A 20,038-nucleotide genomic window follows, 5' to 3' on the forward strand; every position below is an offset into this window, starting at 1 on the left:
TCTCGGGACTCACCGATGCATTCCAAGAAGCGCGGCAACCCGATCGGTCGATGGCTCGACGGCCTCGGTGGACAGTTCGGTGCGACTCAACGCGGTGTCGATGTCCTTGAGCCCGTTCCCGGTCACCGTGATGACGATGCGCTGTCCAGCAGGCAGGTCACCGCTCTGTTTGAGGGCCAGCAGGCCAGCCACGCCAGCGGCAGATGCCGGTTCGACGAAAATGCCCTCCTTGGCGGCAAGGAATGCCTGGGCGTCGAGGATCTGCTCATCGGTCACCGACGAGATGAGTCCGTTCGAGTCGTCCCGGGCGGCAAGTGCCTTGCTCCCCGACGCAGGTTTGCCGATTCGAATCGCCGTGGCGACCGTCTCGGGGTTCTCGACGTCGTGTCCCAGGACCAGGGGTGCAGCACCGGCGGCCTGGAAACCGAACATCCTCGGGGTGTGGGTGGCGGGACCGTCGGCGGCATACTCCTGGTAGCCCTTCCAGTATGCCGTGATGTTTCCGGCATTTCCGACCGGCAGGGCATGGATGTCGGGGGCGTCACCCAGGCAGTCCACGATCTCGAAGGAGGCGGTCTTCTGCCCCTCGATGCGGTACGGATTGACCGAGTTCACCAGGGAGACCGGGAAGTTTGCGGCCAGGTCACGGGCAATGGTGAGACAGTCGTCGAAATTGCCCTGCACCTGAATGATCCGTCCACCGTGGACGACGGCCTGGGCGAGTTTCCCAGCGGCGATCTTGCCCTGGGGCAGCAGCACCACCGGCATCATGTGGGCTCGGGAGGCGTAGGCGGAGGCGGAGGCGGAGGTGTTGCCGGTGGAGGCGCACACGACGGCCTTGGAGCCATCGGCCAAGGCCTTGGACATGGCCATCGTCATGCCCCGGTCCTTGAACGATCCAGTCGGGTTGGCCCCCTCGACCTTGACGTACACCTCGGCGTCGAGCACCTGCCCCAGCACGGGAGCGGGAACCAGCGGGGTCGACCCCTCCCCGAGGGTGACGATGGTGTCGATGCCCTCCATGGGCATGCGATCACGGTACCGCTCGATGACTCCGAAGAATCCATTCTGACTCATGACATTCCCTCCACTCGGATGACCTTGGGTTGGCTGTGCACGAAGGGGGACTCGCCGAGCTCCGAGACACACGCGCTGAGATCCGCCTGCCGGGCCTGGTGGGTGAGCACCGTGAGAACCGCCGAGGAGTCCTTGGCGGTCTCGTCGTCTGCGCTCTGCCGTACGGTCTGCATGGAGACGTCATGGCGGGCAAAGATCTCGGCCACCGATGCGAGCACCCCCGGCTCGTCGCGCACCTGGATACGGATGTGGAACCTGGTCTGGATGTCGTCGGTGTCCAGGATGTCGAACTCGTCGAAGACGGCCTGTGGTGGCCCGGCCACCCCTCGCACGGCATTGCGAGCCACGGTGACGACGTCCCCCAGCACGGCCGAGGCCGTGGGAGCCCCTCCGGCTCCCGGGCCGAGGAACATGAGCCGCCCAGCCTCCTGGGCCTCGACGAACACGGCATTGTAGGCACCCGACACACTGGCCAACGGGTGGCTGAGTGGCAGCAGTGCCGGATGGACGCGGGCGACGATGCCATCTGGACCGCCCTCACACACCGCGAGCAACTTGATGACGCAGTCGAGGTCCTTGGCCGAGGCGATGTCGTCGGGGGTGATGTGGGTGATCCCCTCCCGGTACACCTGGTCACCGCGCATCCTGGTGTGGAAGGCTAGGGAGGCCAGCAGGGCAGCTTTGGCAGCTGCGTCATAGCCCTCGACGTCGGCGGTCGGATCGGCCTCGGCGTATCCCTTCTGCTGGGCCTGGGCAACTGCCTGCTCAAAATCCATGCCAGTGGTCGTCATCTGGTCCAGGACGTAGTTGGTCGTCCCATTGACGATCCCCATCACCTGGCGTACCTGATCGCCCACCAGGGACTCCCGCAACGGGCGCACGATCGGGATGGCACCAGCCACGGCAGCCTCGTAGTAGAGATCGACGCCATTGCGCTCGGCGGCCGCATTGAGTTCCTCGCCGTGGGCAGCCAGCAAGGCCTTGTTGGCGGTGACGACGGACTTGCCACTGCGCAGTGCCGTGAGGATGAGTTCTCGGGCAGGATCGATGCCACCCATGAGTTCGACGACGATGTCGACGTCGGGTCGACTCACCAGTGCTGCGGAGTCGGTGGTGAACAGTCGTGAGTCCAGCCCCTGGCGTGGCCGATCGACGTGTGCCACCGAGATTCCGGCGATCTCCAGCGGGCGTCCGACTCGGGCGATGATGTCATCACCACGGATGAGAATCATTCGTGCCACCTGGGATCCCACGGTGCCGCAGCCCAACAGGGCCACCCGTAGCGGTTCACTGCTCGAATGCCCAGCCGTGTCGTGGACCCGGACCTCACTCATCAGCACTCCCTCGTTCGTCATCACACTTCCAACTTCGTCAATCGTTCCACATGACCGGTCACACGTGGACCAGGAGTCCAGTCCGATGTTACCGATCAACCCGAGTCACGACCGCACCTGCATCGAGGGCAAGCAGATCGTCAATGGTCTCCCGGCGCAACAGAGTGTGACACGTCCCGTCGCGCACCGAGACCACCGAGGGGCGGGGAACATGGTTGTAATTGCTCGCCATGGAGCGTGAGTACGCCCCTGAACCGGGAACTGCAATGAGGTCGCCGGGCCGCACGTCGGCTGGCAGATAGACGTCTCGCACGACGATGTCGCCTCCCTCGCAGTGCTTGCCGACGACGCGGCACAACACCGCAGACCTCTGTGAGCGCCGATTTGCCAGCACGGCCGAGTACTCCGCGGCATAGAGCGCGGGGCGGATGTTGTCGCTCATCCCTCCATCGACAGAGACGTAGACCCGCTGGGCACCACCGTCCAGGTCCACCGGCTTGACTGTTCCCACCGTGTACAGGGCCAACGTCGTCGGACCGACGATGGCCCGGCCAGGCTCGATCGACAGGTGTGGGACCGAAAGATTGCGAGCCCGGGCCTCGAGCTCGACGATCTCGGTGAGGTCGTGGGCAAGCTGGGACGAGGTGGATGGGGTGTCCTGACAGGTGTAGGCAATGCCGAACCCACCGCCGAGGTCCAATTCGGGCAGCACGTGGCCAGTGGCCTGCTGGAACTGGGCGAGAAGTTTCATGGTGCGTCGTGCCGCGACCTCGAAACCACCCGTGTCGAAGATCTGTGACCCGATGTGGGAGTGCACCCCCACCAGATCGATGACCGGGCTGGAGAAGCAGCGCACCATGGCCACCATTGCCGCCCCATTGGCAATGGAGAAGCCGAATTTCTGGTCCTCGTGGGCAGTGGCGATGTATTCATGGGTGTGGGCCTCCACGCCCGGGGTGACACGGACCATCACCCGAGCTGTGCAGTCCAGTTCTCGGCACAGCTGCTCGATACGATCGATCTCGTCCAGGGAGTCGACGATGACCCGTCCCACTCCCGAGCTCAGGGCCAGCCGCAGTTCGTCGACGGACTTGTTGTTGCCATGCATCCCAATGCGTTCGGGGTCCATACCTCCTTCGAGGGCGGTGACGAGTTCCCCACTCGTGCAGACGTCCATGCACAGCCCCAGGTCGTGCACCCACCCGGCAATGGCTCGAGTGAGGAATGCCTTGCCGGCGTAGTAGACGTCCCATCCGTCGAAGGCCTGCCGGAAGGACGTGGCACGATCCCGAAAATCCTCCTCGTCGAGGACGTAGAGAGCGGTTCCCTGCTGCTGGGCGAGCTCGACGACGGACACCCCTCCCACCTCCAGAGCTCCCTGCTCGTTCCTGGTGACAGTGGTGCTCCACAGTTCCCGGTCAAGGGAATTGACGTCAGCCGGCACCGTGAGCCAGGTGGGGCTCGGTGAGGCGACATCGGCATGGACCGAGCCTGCGACGTGCATGTGAGTCATACTCCCACCTTGCCAGAGCACGGGTGAAAGATGTGCCGTGTCCACGCCGTGGGAACATTCATGCCCCTCGAGACGGGAACCGAGAGTCGAACGAGAAGCGCGGGGACAACAGGAGACGAGGGACGGTACCAGCGTGGAAGATGAGGGTCGAGTAGGTTTTTGCGACATTCTGGTCTATATTGGGTGATTGCGGTCTGGAGCATCAGATTCAGCCCCCATAGCTCAGCGGATAGAGCACCGCCCTCCGGAGGCGGGTGCCGAGGTTCGAGTCCTCGTGGGGGCGCCACGGCATCACGCGAACCACTCAGGATTCTGCCTACCGTCCTCCCAGGAGACGGACGCCTCATGGGCCATGACTACCCCGCAGGTACGCCCAGGTACATCTGAGCGCCGAGAACGAACATCCTCGTTTTCATGCTCTCAGATCAATTGGCTATGGTTGCCAGCGTGCCTGCCGATCCTTCCGTACCACTGTGGCGTCGTGTGCGCGCTGCCTCATCCACCCAGAACCGACGGGAACTGCTCACCATTGTGGCCGTCGTCCTCCTGTGGGTGCTCGGCCGACTCGTCATGCTCAAGGTGTTCAGCAACCCCTCGAGCAACTACATCACCGGGGACGTGAACTATTACCGCGCGTGGCTGACAGGCGGGCACACTGATAAGGAAATGCTCATTGAGTACCCAGTACCGGTGCTGTGGTTCATGCGAGTACTCACGTGGTTCTCCGTCGGCGAGCAGGTGCAGTACTTCAATCAGCTCTTCGTCGTCATCATGCTCGTCCTGGACGCCGTCATGGCCATGGCGCTGTGGCGCAACGGAAAACGGTGGGGTGCGGTGTGGTGGTCCATCTTCGTGCCTGCCCTCGGGCCGATCATGTGGTTCCGCTTCGACATGGTCCCGGCTGTCTGCATGGGTCTGGCCGCCCTGTGGCACAAACGGCATCCCCTCGCATGTGGAGCCATGATCGCCTGTGGTGCTGCTCTCAAACTGTGGCCTGCGTTGCTCATCGTGCCCATGCTGGGCAGGTCGAGACAAGCCATCCGCCGACTCGTCTCCTTCCTCGTCGTTGGATTCGGACTCGGCCTGAGTTCACTGCTGCTCACTGGCTGGCAGCGCACCACCTCCCCGCTGACGTGGCAGTCCGATCGTGGTCTGCAGATCGAGTCCGTCCAGTCGACGATTCCGATGATCCGTCGCCTTGCCGACGACACCGGAGCGTTCCACGTGGGCATGAGCCGATTCAATGCCTTCGAGATCACTGGACCAGGGGTGGGTTTCTGGCAGACGATGTCGTCACTGCTCATGGTCCTCACCCTGGCCGGGACGATCCTGCTGGGAGTACTCGCCTGGCGCCGGAACGGGTTCTCCCATCGCACGGCCGTGCTGTCGGCAATCGTCATCGTGGGGGCGATGATCATGGCCAACAAGACCTTGTCACCGCAGTACATGATCTGGTGGGCTGCACCGATGGCCGCCATTCTGGATGATTTCCTGCCCGATCCGGATCGTGACGTCCAGCCCGGTGGGGCGATCGAAACCCTCGCCCTGGTCACCGCAGCGACGCTGGTGCTCATCGCTCTGCTCACCCAGGCCGTCTACCCACTCATGTACGGCCAGATCATCGGTGATGATCCCACGAGCGAGGCAACTGCAACACTCGTCGCCCGCAATCTCTTGATCGTCCTCGCCCTGCTCACCTCCGTGGGAGCCTTGGTGCTCAGCCTTCGGCAGGACGGGAACGCCGACACCGTTGCTCAGGACGACGGTCATCCCACCCCGCCAGGACCCAGTCAGGACGTCAGGCCCCGGGAGAGGACGTCCTCACCGACTCCGCTGGACGATCCAGACCCCGCTGGTACGACCACTGCCGAACGCTCCACCGAGAAATCCGCCTCGGCCCCGCTCGTGCGGCCCGAACACCATAGTGATGTGAGTCGACGCACGTCCAGATTCGCACGGCGTACCACTGCGCAGGAGGCGACAACGTCAGCACGTCACGCAGCCAGCGGACCATCCTCCATGACTCTTCCAGAGCCCCGCACCGAGACCCCTTGGATGAGGACCACCCATCGATACGGCAACGCCTCCCCCAGGGCCACCAATGGCACCATGCTCGTCACGTCTGGAACCATCGCCGCCCCGAAACGCAGCAGCAGCGACCAACCCCAAAACCTCAGCTCCTCGTCCCGACCGGCTCATCTGGAGTCGTCTGCCCCGCGACGCAGGATCTCCAATGTGGCAGTCAGCAGGACGGCTGACGAGGCCAACGTGCCCCGTCGAGCAGCTGGTGCCGCCCGGTGACGTCCATGAGGCGTGACGGTTGCACCACCTCTGGCATCACCCAGGAGAGGAGTGGTTCCCCCGACGGTGAAAACCCTCCCCGGATCTGGTGAATGTGGTCAATCGACTTCCTGTGACGCATGTCACATGCAAAGATGGTCATGACGCCGGGGAACGGAACTCATCCTGAGTCTCGTCCACCGATGGCTGCAGTCATGGGAAGGGCCCTGTCGGTTGCAGCCATCACGCACGACCCGAGAGGCCTGCCAGCTTCTCGGTGCCCCATGAGCAGCGACGCTTGAGCGGAGTGGCGTTCCGCACGGGCGGTACGACCAGGGAAGAAGGCAGTGGTGGCATCCTCCACCGAACAGGTCAACTCAACGAATGAGCTGGACTTCGGAGCCAACGACTGGCTCATCGACGACATGAGGGAACAGTTCCAGAAGGACCCCGACTCCGTGGGCCCGGCATGGGCGAGGTTCTTCCGCACCGAGACGAGCAGCCAACCGGTTGCCTCGGCACACACGAACCACTCGGAATCGGCAGGTACTGGTACTGCACCAGTGCAGCATGGCGCGGATCAGGCCCCGCATGACGGTTCGGGAACCAGCGAACCTGCCCCGTCCGCCAAGCCACCCTCCCCCACCTCAGCCACTGTCAGCAGGAAGAAGGCCAGCACCATGAGTGCCGCCGCATCGTCACGCACCTCTCTCACTCCTGATGCCGTGCACAGCGCACCGTCACAGACCGTGGCCGAGCCGAGAACGCTGAAGCTCAAGGGTGCACCGATGCGCACCGCCAAGAACATGGAACAGTCACTGTCCATGCCGACGGCCACCTCGGTGCGCACCGTCCCCATGAAGCTCGTCATCGAGCAGCGAATGCTCATCAACCGCTTCCTGCGTCAGAACAAGGGTGGAAAGATCTCCTTCACCCACATCCTTGGCTACGCCATGGTGCAGGCCCTCAAGGCCGTGCCGGTGATGAACAACGCCTATGCCGAGATCGACGGCAAGCCCCACCTCATCGAGAACCCGTCGATCAACCTCGGTCTGGCCATCGACGTCAATGCCAAGGACGGCTCCCGCAAACTCGTCGTGCCAGCCATCCGTGACGCCCAGAACATGGACTTCATGCAGTTCTGGGACGCCTACGAGGACATCGTGCGCCGTGGTCGGGAGAACTCCCTCACCGTCGAGGACTTCAGGGGGGTCACTGCCTCGCTCACCAACCCCGGCGGTATCGGCACCAACCACTCGGTGCCGCGTCTCATGCCCGGCCAGGGCTGCATTCTCGGCATGGGATCCATCAACTATCCGGCGCAGTGGCAGGGTGGCTCCGACCAACGCATGGCCGAGCTCGGCATCTCCAAGGTGACGACCCTCACCTCCACCTATGACCATCGCATCATCCAGGGTGCCCAGTCCGGTGAGTTCCTGCGCCGCATCCACGAGCTCCTCACCGGTGCCGACCGATTCTACGAAGAGATTTTCGAGTCACTGCGCATCCCCTACGCCCCGGTGCAGTGGGCCACCGATCGGTTGGCGAATCGTCCCGACCAGGTCGACAAGCAGGCGCGTGTCGTCGAACTCATCGATGCCTGGCGTCGATTCGGCCACCTCGTCGCCGACACCAACCCCGTGGAGTACCGACCACGGTTCCACCACGACGTCATGCTCAACAGTCACGGACTCACCCTGTGGGACCTGGATCGCATCTTCCCGGTGAACAATTTCGCCGGCGTGCACCGCGACGCCCTCACCCTGCGCGAGATCCTCACCATTCTGCGTGACTCCTATGCCGGTCACATGGGCATCGAGTACATGCACATCGACGACCACGAGGTACGCAGATGGTTCCAGGAACGGTGCGAGAAGGAACACACCCCGTTGAACCGTGAGACCCACCTGCGCATCCTCGACGAGCTCAACGAGGCGGAGATCTTCGAGACCTTCCTGCAGACCAAGTACGTCGGCCAGAAGAGGTTCAGCCTCGAAGGAGCGGAATCCGCGATCATCCTGCTCGCCGGGCTGTGCTCGATGGCCGCCGCGGATAACCTCGACGAGGTCTGCATAGGCATGCCGCACCGTGGTCGCCTCAATGTGTTGGCCAACATCGTCGGCAAGTCCTACAGCCAGATCTTCCGGGAGTTCGAGGGCAATGCCGAGCTCGTCAACTCCCAGGGGTCCGGTGACGTCAAGTACCACCTGGGCTACGAAGGTGAGTTCGAATCCCACACCGGGGAACGCATTCGTACCTCGGTCGCCGCCAACCCCAGCCACCTCGAGGCCGTCGACCCGGTGCTGGAGGGAATCGTGCGTGCCAAGCTCGACAGCCTGGGCAATCCGGAGAACTTCCCGATCGTGCCCGTACTGCTGCACGGGGACGCGGCATTCGCCGGGCAGGGGGTCGTCTACGAGACGCTTCAGATGAGCCGGTTGGAGGGTTACCGCACCGGTGGCACGATTCACGTCGTCGTCAACAACCAGGTGGGGTTCACCGCAACTCCGCACGAGGGTCGCAGCGCCACCTACTGCACCGACGTCCTCAAGGCCATCGATGCCCCGGTGATCCACGTCAATGGGGATGATCCGGCTGCCGTCGTCCAGGCTGCGAAGCTCGCCTTCGACTATCGCCAGGCGTTCCACCGTGACATCGCCATCGATCTGGTGTGCTACCGGCTGCGGGGTCACAACGAGGGTGATGACCCCAGCTTCACCCAGCCACACATGTACGAGCTCATCAACAAGAAACGTTCCACACGCAAGCTCTACACCGAGAGCCTCATCGGCCGTGGCGACATCACCACCGAGGATGCCGAGGCCGTGATGGAGAAGTTCCGCAGCCGTCTGGAAACGGTGTTCGCCGAGGTGCGTGATGCCAACTCCACCAGCCCGGCGATCTCGACGGTGCCGAAGTACCCTGCCAAGGGCCACATCGGCACTGCCACCGCCATCACCCAGGACGTCCTGGACGACGTCATCAGGGTCCATGAATCCCTGCCGGAGGGTTTCACCGCACATCCCAAGGTTGCTCCGCAGTTGGCCCGACGCGCCACGATGTTGCGCGAGGGCAGGATCGACTGGGCCACGGCCGAGGCCGCATCACTGGGATCGCTGCTCATCGAGGGGGTCCACGTACGCCTGGCAGGTCAGGACTCGGCCCGCGGCACCTTCTCACAGCGGTTCGGGACGATCATCGACCACCGGACCAACGAGCGTTACATACCGCTCAATCACCTGCGTGGTCAGCAGGCGAAGATCGAGATCTACAACTCACTGCTCAGTGAGTATGCTGCCATGGGCTTCGAATACGGATATTCGGTTGCTCGCCCAGATTCCCTGGTGCTGTGGGAAGCACAGTTCGGTGACTTCGCCAATGGTGCCCAGACCATCATCGACGAGTTCATCGCCTCTGCTGGAACCAAGTGGGGCCAGCACTCCGGAGTCGTCCTCCTGCTGCCACACGGATATGAGGGGCAGGGGCCCGATCACTCCTCGGCACGTATCGAACGGTTCCTCAACCTCGCCAGCGAGGGGCAGCTGGCAATCTGCCAGCCCTCGACACCGGCCAACTATTTCCACCTGCTGCGCCAGCACACCTACAAGAACATGCATCGCCCTGTCGTCATCGCAACCCCGAAGTCGATGCTGCGCAACAAGGCGGCCACCTCGGATCCGTCCGAACTCGTCTCGGGCGCCTGGCAGCCGGTGCTCGCCGACCCGTCGATCACCGATCCCTCTGCGGTGCGCGAGCTCATCCTGTGTTCGGGCAAGGTGCGCTGGGAGCTCGTCAAGGAGCGTATGAAGCGCGGGCTGGAGGGCAAGGTCGCCATTGTCACCATGGAGAGGCTCTACCCGCTGCCGCTGGACGAGCTGGCCCACGTCCTGGCCGACTACCGGCACGTCACCGATGTGCGCTGGGTGCAGGAGGAACCCATCAACCAAGGGGCGTATCCGTACATGAACAACCACCTGGCGGCTGAGCTCTCTGCCAAGCTCCCGGGGGGGCTGTTGGATCGCATGGCAGTCGTGGCACGCCCGGAGTCCTCGGCGCCATCGGTGGGTCAGCAGAGCATCCACCTCAAGGAGCAGCGGACCCTCATGGACCAGGCATTCACCACGGAGTGATCCGGGGCCCACTCAGACGCACGGCGTTGGTGGTGGGTGCCTCCCCACCACCAACGTTTCAGCCCCATTACCAATGTTTCAGCTACGTGGCAGCCCCTGTGCAGTTCGCCCATGACATCTGCCGAATCCACCTGCCGGATCATGAGCCCACCTAGTATTGACGTCGTGTATTTCACTGACCGTGGCATCGAGGAACTGCAGCGCAGGCGGGGCGACGAGGAAGTCAGCTTGGACTGGCTGGCTGACGAGCTGCGCCACTTCGTCGACATCAATCCTGAGTTCGAACTACCGATCGAGCGACTTGCCACGTGGCTTGCCCGCATGGATGACGATGACTGATCATGCTCTGACTCACTCGACGCCGTGATGATCGTCCGGGAACGTCCTCACCATGCAGGGGCAGGCCACGATTTTTCAGAAAACGCGGCACCCCACACAGCGGCGAAATACAGTGTGGTCGAGAGTATTTCACTCTCCTGGTCCGGGATACCCACTGGATAGGCACGAATTTTTCCCAACCCCTTGCCAAAGCAGGCTGACATTGGCACACTTTCATGGTTGCCCGAAAATAGTACTGCTGGCATGTGACCAACTGCACCTGGCACCTGCCAGGACTAAGGAGTAGATGGCGAATGGACTGGCGCCACAACGCAGCTTGTCTGACCGAGGACCCGGAGCTTTTCTTCCCCATCGGTAACACTGGCCCTGCTCTCGCCCAGATCGAGCGTGCCAAGCAGGTCTGTACCCGGTGCGAAGTGCGGGAACAGTGTCTGGCCTGGGCCCTGGAGGCTGGTCAGGACCATGGCGTCTGGGGTGGCATGAGCGAGGAGGAACGCCGCGCCATCAAGCGCCGCAAGTCACGAGGACGGACACGTCGATCCTGAAGAAACCCACCAGCCGACCTGCTGGGGCGGAGCGAACGTCCTGATGACGCCTCGCCCGTGATGCCCCGTCGCACGCGTCACCGGCAACACCTGCGACACGGCTGCCCATGGCTCACGCCTTGTACTGCGGAATGGTCAGTGTCGCACAGGTGCCGACGTCGCCGGGGTTGTTCGTCAGGGTGAATTCGCCCCCCAGATCCCCGATGAGGGTGGTCACGATTGACAACCCCAGTGACGAGCGATGCGCATCAAGGCTGAATCCTTCAGGCAGCGGTTCCCCGTCGTTGACGATCTCCACGACGAGTGCATCATCGGTCACGTGTGGCCGTACGCTCAGCGTACCCGATGACGAGCCAAAGCTGTGCTCGATGGCGTTCTGGCACAGTTCGGTCATCGACAGGCTGAGCGCAGTGGCCACGTCGGCATTGACCATGCCGAAGCTCCCCTCCCGGCATGCAACCACTTCGCCGCTGGAGGCTGCGACATCGCCGACCCGATGCAGGATCCGATCGGCGATCTCGTCGAAGGCAACCTCCTCGTCGAAATTCTGCGAGAGGATCTCGTGGACGACGGCGATCGAGGCCACCCGTTCCTTGGCCTCCTCGAGAGCCTGACGAGCGTCCTCATTGGTGACGCGTCGAGACTGCAACCGCAGCAGGGCGGCCACGGTTTGCAGATTGTTCTTCACCCGGTGGTGGATCTCACGAATCGTCGCGTCCTTGGTGACGAGTTGACGGTCTCGACTGCGCAGCTCGGTGAGGTCTCGCACCAGCAGCATCGTCCCGGCAGTCACCTTCTGCCCGACCAACCACGAGTACAGCGGAATGACTCGGGTACGCAGGGTGGCCTGTTTGTTCTCGATGTCGGTCTCGCGCAGGCTGCCACCCTCGAGATCCAGACCGATTGACTGGCCTATCTCCTGCACGTCGGTACACAAACTGCGCACCACCGGGAGGAATGGCTCCCCCTCGAGGTCACCGGTCAGACCAAGCTTGCGAAACGCCGTCACCGCATTGGGGCTTGCATAGGTGACCGTACCGGTCGTCGCCACACGTATCACGCCATCGGTGATGCGCGGTGCCAGCGCCGGGTTCGATGACGGGAACATGGGAAACTCGCCGTGGTAGAGCATCTCGGAGAGGATGTTGGCAATCTCCAGATAATTGTCCTCGGTGGAGCCGGGGGCTCGCACCCCCATTCGATTGGTGTGCCGCTCGACGACGGCGATGACTCGATCACCACGCAGGACGGGAATGGCACAGACGTCCACCGGGATACCGGCGGAGATCTTGTTGTCACTCGTCTCGCACATGTCGACGCTCATGTAGGCCTCGGTGACCAGGGCTTCGTCGTCATATGCCGTGAACTCGCCCACGACGTCGGACTCCAGCGCGGTTGGCCCGGTGTCTGGACGCACCTGCGCTCCTGCCCAGAACACGGCGGGGTCATCGGTGGGGAGCCAGAGAATGAGGTCTGAAAACGAGCAGTCGGCGAGAATCTGCCACTCGTCAACAAGGCACCTGAGCCAAGCGATGTCGTCCGGCCCCAGATTGCAGTGTTCCAGTGCTACATGGTTGATTCCCGCCATGAAACAAAGACTAACCACAGTTCAAGACGCGACGCTTCCGGGGTGGCTCCCCTGAGTTGATGCACCTCACACCGATGAGGCACAATGTATCCTCGTTGCTGCGCCAACGCGTGGTCCCTCCGTGCCCGGAGGGGGTCAACTAGGAGGAGAACGCCATGGGTAAAACTGGACGTAAACGTCGTTCACGTCGCAAGAAGTCAGCAAACCACGGCAAGCGTCCCAACGCCTGAACCGCGGTTTCCATGCAAAAGTGCCTCACCCCGTCGGGAGAGGCACTTTTTCATGGTGCGATTCTCCTGCTCCTGCAGGCTCCTGCCGGAACGGACTCACAAGGTGACGCGCAGAGCACCGACCCTGGCACGCAATGTCTCCGAGACGTGGGCCGGTGGATAACATCGGTGCAGCAGATGGGAGATCGTCGATTCGATGTCGGCCTGCTCCATGCAGTCGTCGCAGGCGTCGATGTGATGACGGAAGGCGTTGGCCTGCTCCTCGCCCAGTTCATCGTGCAGGAAGGCCTGGAGATGGTCAATGACCCACTGACAGTCCAGGGCCGGACACGGACCGGTGGTGCGCTCGCTTTCGGACATGCTCATGCTCGCTCCTGCATCATGGTCAACGGCTCATAGGTCTCATCGCTGATCTGGCCCGCCATCGGACCGATACCACGGGCCCCAGCCACCTCGGTGAGTTGGGCTCTCAATTGTTTTCGAGCCCGATTGAGCCGAGACATCACCGTTCCTATCGGAGTCCCCATGATTTCCGCGATTTCCTTGTATGCGAAGCCTTCGACGTCTGCAAGCATGACCACCTGACGGAAGTCGTCGGACAGGGAGTCGAGCGCCTCTCGGATGCGTTCGTCAGGCATCGTGTCAAGCGCCTCGACCTCGGCAGATCGCAACCCGGTGGCGTCGTGGGAGGCGGCTCGGGCGATCTGCCAGTCCTCGACGTCATCGCCATCGGCAGTCTGTGGACGACGCTGGGCCTTGCGATAACCGTTGATGTAGGTGTTGGTGAGGATCCGGAACAGCCATGCCTTGAGATTGGTCCCCGGCTTGAACTGGTGGAACGAGGAGAACGCCTTGATGAAGGCCTCCTGGACGACGTCCTCGGCATCCGCCCGATTGCGTGTCATACGCAGGGCGGCACCGTAGAGCTGGTCAAGGTATCCCAAGGCGTCTCGCTCGAATCGAGCGGCGCGTTCCTCATCGGTTTCCTTGGCAACGTCAACTGCCCCAGCAGGTTCGGACAGGCCACCATGTCCGGAGGGGTCGGAGTGTCTGGGGAGCGGTTGCCCGCCGGTCGGAATCGTCATCACGTAGGATCTTAGCTGCTTCCAATCGCAATTGGCGTAACCACGCCCCGACGGGCCGCGAAATCGCTGCCTCGAAAACTGATCAGCGGTCGCTGACCGGGCTTGCGTGGTACCAGCACGTGTGAGGGATTCCATGTCGGTTGCAACGTCTCCCATGGCACGGTATTCCCTGATCCCGAACGGTTCTTGCCCATATTGGCCAAGACATGTCGCGCGACCCATTACAGTGAGGTGTCGGTACAGCTTCACCGGGGCGCATCGCCCCGGTCTCTCACACGGTAGGAATACAGCTATGAGCATCATCCGCGGACTGGGACGAGTTCTGTTCTCCAGCTACTTCATCGTCAAGGGTTCGAATGCTGCCCTCAAACCAAATGACTTCGTCGAGGAAGCCGAACCTGTCGCTGACAAGCTTGTTCCCATGCTTCAGCGCACCCTCCCCTCTGTGGGGGGATACATTCCCGATGACACCCGCACCCTGGTGCGCGCCACCGGTGCCGCCCAGGCAGCAGGTGGTCTTGCCATGGCCACCGGGCTGGGGCGTCGTCTCGGTGCCAGCGTGGTCGCAACCACCATGGTGCCGCACGTCATCGCCTCGATCCCCGACAAGACTCTGCCGAAGGCGGAACGCGCCGCAGGTCGTTCGGTGCTGCTGCGCAATGTCTCCCTGCTGGGTGCCAGCCTCATGGCCTCGAAGGACACCGCTGGACGCCCTGGCCTTGCCTGGCGTACCGCCAACACCAAGCATCGCCTCGAGAGCTCGGCTCGCGATCAGAAGGCGTCGCTGGCAGCCAATCAGGACAAGATGAGCCGCAAGGCTCGCAAGCGCATCGCCAAGGCGGAGAAGAAGGCTCGCAAGACCGCTGAGAAGATGCAGAAGAAGGCTGCTGCCCGCAGCTGAGAACTGCAGAACTCCAGGAACCGTCCTCCCGAGTGACGACACAGACGACGTGGGCCGTCCCGCGGGCTCCTCACGAGCTCACGGGACGCGTCGTCGTTCCCGGGTCGAAGTCCCAGACCAATCGCGCTCTGCTGCTTGCCGCCACGAGCAGCAGTGACAGCGTGCTCGACGGCGTGCTTCGTTGTCGGGACAGTGAGCTCATGATGGCTGGTCTCCAAGCTCTCGGGGCACGGTTCTCGGTGCCGGCTCCCGGACGAGTGCTCGTGCGTGCTCCAAGGCTTTTGCACCACGCCGTGCACCCCATCGAGTGTGGGCTCGCCGGAACGGTCATGCGTTTCCTGCCGGCGCTGGCCGCCACCGTGGCGGGACGCACTCGGTTCATTGGTGATGAGGCCGCCGCACGGCGCCCCATGGACGGCCTGGTGACGGGGTTGCGTCAGCTCGGAGCCAGATGCAGGTACGAATCTCGCGGGGCAGGACACTCATCACACGCAACCCTCCCCCTCACCGTGGACGCCCCGGCACGATTGGGCGGACCAGTCGTCGAGATCGACGCTGCCCAGTCCAGTCAATTCGTTTCGGCCCTGCTGCTGGCTGCACCGCGTTGCACACACGGGATCGACCTACGACACACTGGAGCGGCTCTACCCTCCCGACCCCACATCGACATGACCTGCACCATGCTCGCCAGACGTGGTGTGCGCGTCGAGCAGCCGGAACCGTGCCGGTGGGTGGTCCACCCCGGTCCGGTGCAGGGCCGGGACGAGACGATCGAGCCGGATCTCACCAACGCAGCAGTGTTCCTCGCCGTAGCAATGGTGACCGGCGGATCGGTGGAGGTTCCCGGCTGGCCACGCGTCACCGACCAGCCCGGGACGATCTTCCTCGACATGGCCACCCGGATGGGGGCCATCGTGAATCGGTGCGGCGATGTGGTGCGCGTCACCGGCGGTGAGCTGCATGGAATCGATGTCGACCTGCACGCCGCCAGCGAGCTGACCCCAGTCGTCGCGGCACTCGGTCTGCTGGCCGATGGACTCACCAGGATCCGAGGGGTCGCACACATCCGCGGTCACGAGACCGACCGGCTGGCAGCTGTGGAGGATCAGTTTCGAACACTGGGGGGCGACGTCTCACAGACCGAGGATGGGGTGGTCATCACCGGGTGTGGACATGACGGCTGCCCCGGAGCCAAGGGCCTCACCGGCGGGCTCGTCCACACCTGTGCCGATCACCGCATGGCGCACGCCCTTGCTCTCGTGGGGCTGCTCGTGCCCGGAGTCGTCCTCGACGACGTCTCGTGCACCACCAAGACGATGCCACACTTTCCTGCAATGTGGTCCCACCTAGTGGAAGGATGCCCATGAGCCCACGCCGGCTGGCCAGTTCCGGTATCGACACCGACGACTACAGTGCCTTTGATCGCCCCCGGCGGCGGTCCCGTCCGCGTACCAAGAATCGTCCCGACTACTCCGAGCTGCCCATTGGTCAGGTGACCGCCATTGATCGCGGGCGCTACACGTGCCGCCTGGACGACCACGATCTCGTCGCCATGAAGGCTCGCAGTCTTGGCCGCAAGGCCGTCATCGTCGGTGATCGGGTCAGACTGGACGGTGACACGTCAGGGGCCGAGGGCAGCTTGGCTCGAATACCCCAGGTGGAGCGACGTCGCACCGTCCTGCGTCGTACAGCTGACGACACCGACCCCCATGAGCGGGCCATCGTCGCCAACGCCGATCAGATCTTCATCGTCACCGCCCTCGCGCAGCCCGAGCCACGCGTGGGCATGATCGACCGGGTGCTCGTGGCCGCCTATGACGCCGGGGTTGATCCCGTGCTGTGCCTCACCAAGGCAGATCTGGCCGACCCCGACGAACTCATGAAGCTGTACGGGTCACTCGACGTACCGGTGGTGACGACCCGACCCGGAGCAGATCTGGACCCCGTGCGCGACATGCTCACCGACCGGACGACCGTCCTGGTGGGTCACTCCGGGGTGGGCAAGTCGACGCTCATGAATGCTCTCGTGCCCGGTGCCGGACGAATCACGGGGCACGTCAACGATGCCACGGGACGAGGCAGACACACCTCGACCTCTGCGCAGGCCCTCGAGCTGCCCGGCGGGGGGTGGATCATCGACACCCCAGGGGTTCGATCATTCGGACTGTCCCATGTGACGGCTGACCGGATCCTCGCCGCATTCGGTGATCTGGAGCCCATCACCGCCCAGTGTCCGCGGGGATGTGAGCATCTGACGAGTTCTCCGGAATGTGCCCTGGACCGGGCCGTCGAGCACGGGCTCATCCGGCCGATCCGGCTGGAGTCGTTTCGGAGGCTGGACGCTGCTCGACAGGCGAACCCCTCCAACTCCTGAGGACCTTCATCCCTGAGGGTTTCCGAACAGTCCTGCAGCGAGCGCAGCAGCTAGGACGACACACCAGCTCCCGGACACAGCCACCATCCACGGCCCCATCGACGCGCACGCCGCTCACCTGAGACCGGACCGATCGACGCTGCCTACCCGTGCCAGGTGGTCCCGATGTCTGGCCATGTGTCCGTGGCGTGCACCTGGCTGCCCCATGCCGGTGGTCCCCGTGTCGGGAACCGCCACGCCGCCATCCGCCTGTCGATCAGAGCTCCGGCACGACACGTCCACCGCGTAGATTTGGGTCATGGTGAACGTGCTTGACGATCTTGCCCTGGCCCACCGGATTGCCGATGAGGCCGATGCCCTGACGCTGGCTCGGTTCCGGGCCAGCGACCTGCGCATCGACCACAAGGCGGACCACAGCGAGGTGACCGACGCCGATCTGGCCGTGGAGGATGCCGCACGACGCATCGTCGCGGCAGCCCGACCCGGCGATGCCGTCCACGGTGAGGAACGGGCCGACACCGGTTCCGGGCCGCGACGCTGGATCATCGACCCCATCGACGGTACTGCGAACTATGCCCGCGGGGTTCCGGTGTGGGCCACCCTCATTGCCCTGGCCGAGGGTGACGAGGTGGTTGCCTCGGTCGTCTCGGCACCGGCCCTGCACCGGCGCTGGTGGGCGGCACGTGGCCACGGAGCATGGGCCGGCGGGCCGTGCGTCGATGAGGGATCGCCCATCCACGTCTCGACGGTGAGTGACCTGCGCGAGGCGTTCCTGTCGTACTCGTCCCTGCACGGGTGGGATGAATCGGATCGCGGGGATGAATTCGCCGAACTCATGGCGACGGTGTGGCGCACCCGGGCCTTCGGGGACTTCTGGAGTTACATGCTCGTGGCGGAGGGAGTCGTCGATCTTGCCGCCGAGCCCGAACTCAATCTGCACGACATGGCCGCCCTCGACGTCATCGTGCGAGAAGCTGGCGGCACGTTCACGACCGTTGCCGGCCAGCCCGGCCCATGGGGACCAGACGCCTTGGCAAGCAACGGTCTGCTGCACGAGCAGGCCATGACCATTCTGGGCTCCGGGGCACATACGGCCTAGGATCGGCACCCGCATTCGGGGCCTTCACTCATGGGGGCACCATCGAGGAACGGGCCCCATGAGCAACCTCGGAACTCGTCACTCACAGTACTCGGGCGCGAATGGTGCCTTCCAGACGGGTGACGTCGACCAACAGTTCCCGGTCGGTCTCGTCGATGTCGAGCACCGTGTACCCCAGCTCCCCGCGAGTGGCCAGCGCCTGGTAGGTGACATTGCCGCCGTGATCGGCCACCAACCGGTTGAGGTCTGCCATGATGCCGGGCATGTTGAGGTGCAGGTGTCCGATGCGCGCCCCGGGAGTGGCGCCCGTCGTGATGTCGGGAAGATTGACGCTCATGCTCGTCGAAGCGCGTTCGCTGTAGTCGATGAGCTTGCCAGCCACGTAACGACCGATGTCGATCTGGGCCTCCTGGGTCGATCCCCCCACGTGCGGGGTGAGGATGACGTTGTCCAGGCTCTGCAGCTCGGAGACGAACGGTTCATCGCCGGATCGGGGCTCACTGGGATAGACGTCCACTGCGGCCCCGGCGAGATGTCCGGTGCGCAGATTGTCCGCGAGCGCAGCGACGTCGACGACATGTCCGCGAGACAGGTTGAGGAACAGCGACCGCGGCCGCATCATCGAGAACTCCTGCTCACCGAAGAGAAGCGTGTTGTCGGCGCGTCCGTCCACATGGACGGTGACGACGTCGACGGACTGCAGCAGTTCCTCGAGACTGTCGCAGCGGTGGGCATTGCCCATGGGGAGTTTGTCCGCGACGTCGTAATACATGACGCTCAGACCGAGCGCCTCGGCCAGCACCGAGATCTGGGCACCGATGTTTCCGTACCCGACGATGCCCAGGGTGCGCCCACGCACCTCGTGCGACCCGATGGCGGACTTGCGCCACACCCCGTGATGCATCTGGGTGTTGCGATCTCCCAACCTGCGGGCCAGGGCGATGATCTCGGAGATCACCAGCTCCACCACGGATCGGGTGTTGGAGAACGGGGCGTTGAACGCCGCCACCCCGGCACGCGCCAGATCATCCAGGGCAAGTTGGTTGGTACCAATGCAGAAGGCCCCCACCGCCGTCAACGTCTCACCACGTTGCGCAACGACCTTGGGGGTGACCTGGGTGCGAGATCGAACGCCCAGCAGGTCGACCCCGTCGAGTGCCTCGATGAGTTCGTCCTCACCCAGTGCCCCGGAGACACGTTCAACCTCGTAACCAGCCTCGCGCAGGGTTCGTACAGCCTCGTCATGGATGTTCTCGAGCAGAAGCGCCTTCATGCAGGCCAGTCTAGGGAGGGGACGCACCGCGTCTCACGGGATGAAACCACCACGGTTGTGTGCTCATCGCGCCCGTGCGAGGAGGCGGTCCCCAGCACCCTCGACGAATGGCCCGACCAACGTCACCACTGCACCTCGGCGAGGACGGGAAACCTCGGCGAGGACGGGCCAGCGTCACCACTGCACCTCGGCGAGGACGGGAAACCTCGGCGAGGACGGGAAGGTACCCAGAGCTGCCCTGCCGCGGCTGCCATGACGTTGCGGGCACAG

At 63.8% G+C, this 20,038-nt stretch carries 16 protein-coding genes and 1 tRNA gene; 10 read left to right on the forward strand and 7 right to left on the reverse strand.

The genetic code is table 11. The annotated features are described in order from the left end of the window. Positions 1 to 9 precede the first annotated feature (9 nt). From thrC to lysA, 3 genes are all read right to left on the reverse strand, one after another. Entirely contained in the window at positions 10 to 1,077 is a 1,068-nt protein-coding gene (gene thrC, locus CKV91_RS07025) for a threonine synthase (RefSeq protein ID WP_021105818.1), read from the reverse strand. Continuing rightward, positions 1,074 to 2,411, reverse strand: coding sequence for a homoserine dehydrogenase (locus tag CKV91_RS07030; RefSeq protein ID WP_051254890.1), 1,338 nt, complete (start codon positions 2,409 to 2,411; stop codon positions 1,074 to 1,076). Before CKV91_RS07030 ends, thrC begins: the two co-directional genes overlap by 4 nt. An 88-nt stretch (positions 2,412 to 2,499) precedes the next feature. Further along, a complete protein-coding gene (gene lysA / locus CKV91_RS07035; protein WP_021105816.1) occupies positions 2,500 to 3,924 on the reverse strand; it encodes a diaminopimelate decarboxylase in 1,425 nt (474 codons plus the stop codon). Between the two features lie 211 nt (positions 3,925 to 4,135). On the opposite strand from lysA, the gene CKV91_RS07040 reads away from it, so the two are divergent. From CKV91_RS07040 to CKV91_RS07060, 5 genes are all read left to right on the forward strand, one after another. Beyond that, positions 4,136 to 4,210: transfer RNA gene (locus CKV91_RS07040), tRNA-Arg, on the forward strand. Positions 4,211 to 4,371: 161 nt separating this feature from the next. Then, positions 4,372 to 6,225: a glycosyltransferase family 87 protein gene (locus tag CKV91_RS07045; protein WP_157738754.1), complete on the forward strand. Its 1,854-nt coding sequence runs from the start codon at positions 4,372 to 4,374 to the stop codon at positions 6,223 to 6,225. Positions 6,226 to 6,554: 329 nt separating this feature from the next. Next, positions 6,555 to 10,334, forward strand: a complete 3,780-nt coding sequence (locus CKV91_RS07050) for a multifunctional oxoglutarate decarboxylase/oxoglutarate dehydrogenase thiamine pyrophosphate-binding subunit/dihydrolipoyllysine-residue succinyltransferase subunit (protein ID WP_036957558.1) — start codon at positions 6,555 to 6,557, stop codon at positions 10,332 to 10,334. A 165-nt stretch (positions 10,335 to 10,499) separates the two neighbouring features. Next, the gene (locus CKV91_RS07055) at positions 10,500 to 10,673 is read left to right on the forward strand and encodes a DUF6104 family protein (RefSeq protein WP_021103431.1); all 174 of its coding nucleotides are present in this window, start codon (positions 10,500 to 10,502) and stop codon (positions 10,671 to 10,673) included. 293 nt (positions 10,674 to 10,966) lie between these two features. Next, positions 10,967 to 11,218 carry a WhiB family transcriptional regulator gene (locus CKV91_RS07060; protein ID WP_021105813.1) on the forward strand — a complete coding sequence of 84 codons (252 nt, stop codon included), beginning with the start codon at positions 10,967 to 10,969 and terminating at the stop codon, positions 11,216 to 11,218. Positions 11,219 to 11,330: 112 nt separating this feature from the next. Here the strand turns inward: CKV91_RS07060 and CKV91_RS07065 are convergent, their stop codons facing one another. Next, positions 11,331 to 12,806, reverse strand: a complete 1,476-nt coding sequence (locus CKV91_RS07065; RefSeq protein WP_021103433.1) for a sensor histidine kinase — start codon at positions 12,804 to 12,806, stop codon at positions 11,331 to 11,333. Positions 12,807 to 12,961: 155 nt separating this feature from the next. On the opposite strand from CKV91_RS07065, the gene CKV91_RS10105 reads away from it, so the two are divergent. After that, positions 12,962 to 13,036, forward strand: coding sequence for a 50S ribosomal protein bL37 (locus CKV91_RS10105; protein ID WP_371415854.1), 75 nt, complete (start codon positions 12,962 to 12,964; stop codon positions 13,034 to 13,036). Between the two features lie 96 nt (positions 13,037 to 13,132). Here the strand turns inward: CKV91_RS10105 and CKV91_RS07070 are convergent, their stop codons facing one another. Together CKV91_RS07070 and CKV91_RS07075 are read right to left on the reverse strand one after the other, a co-directional pair. Beyond that, positions 13,133 to 13,402 carry a zf-HC2 domain-containing protein gene (locus CKV91_RS07070; RefSeq protein ID WP_021103434.1) on the reverse strand — a complete coding sequence of 90 codons (270 nt, stop codon included), beginning with the start codon at positions 13,400 to 13,402 and terminating at the stop codon, positions 13,133 to 13,135. Beyond that, a complete protein-coding gene (locus CKV91_RS07075) occupies positions 13,399 to 14,121 on the reverse strand; it encodes a sigma-70 family RNA polymerase sigma factor (RefSeq protein WP_021105810.1) in 723 nt (240 codons plus the stop codon). Before CKV91_RS07075 ends, CKV91_RS07070 begins: the two co-directional genes overlap by 4 nt. A 292-nt stretch (positions 14,122 to 14,413) precedes the next feature. On the opposite strand from CKV91_RS07075, the gene CKV91_RS07080 reads away from it, so the two are divergent. The 4 genes from CKV91_RS07080 to CKV91_RS07095 all read left to right on the forward strand — a co-directional run bounded on the left by CKV91_RS07080 (position 14,414) and on the right by CKV91_RS07095 (position 18,495). After that, positions 14,414 to 15,022 (forward strand): DoxX family membrane protein, encoded by a 609-nt coding sequence (locus tag CKV91_RS07080; protein ID WP_021103436.1) that lies wholly within the window; start codon positions 14,414 to 14,416, stop codon positions 15,020 to 15,022. Between the two features lie 32 nt (positions 15,023 to 15,054). Beyond that, positions 15,055 to 16,389 carry a 3-phosphoshikimate 1-carboxyvinyltransferase gene (aroA, locus tag CKV91_RS07085; protein WP_021105809.1) on the forward strand — a complete coding sequence of 445 codons (1,335 nt, stop codon included), beginning with the start codon at positions 15,055 to 15,057 and terminating at the stop codon, positions 16,387 to 16,389. Beyond that, positions 16,386 to 17,396, forward strand: a complete 1,011-nt coding sequence (rsgA, locus tag CKV91_RS07090) for a ribosome small subunit-dependent GTPase A (protein ID WP_021103438.1) — start codon at positions 16,386 to 16,388, stop codon at positions 17,394 to 17,396. Before aroA ends, rsgA begins: the two co-directional genes overlap by 4 nt. 298 nt (positions 17,397 to 17,694) lie before the next feature. After that, a complete protein-coding gene (locus CKV91_RS07095) occupies positions 17,695 to 18,495 on the forward strand; it encodes an inositol monophosphatase family protein (protein WP_065860651.1) in 801 nt (266 codons plus the stop codon). Between the two features lie 82 nt (positions 18,496 to 18,577). On the opposite strand, the gene serA is transcribed toward CKV91_RS07095, so the two are convergent. Further along, positions 18,578 to 19,768: a phosphoglycerate dehydrogenase gene (gene serA, locus CKV91_RS07100; RefSeq protein ID WP_021103441.1), complete on the reverse strand. Its 1,191-nt coding sequence runs from the start codon at positions 19,766 to 19,768 to the stop codon at positions 18,578 to 18,580. Positions 19,769 to 20,038 lie beyond the last annotated feature (270 nt).

Source organism: Cutibacterium granulosum, from assembly GCF_900186975.1.
In the GTDB taxonomy this organism is placed as follows: Bacteria; Actinomycetota; Actinomycetes; order Propionibacteriales; family Propionibacteriaceae; genus Cutibacterium; species Cutibacterium granulosum.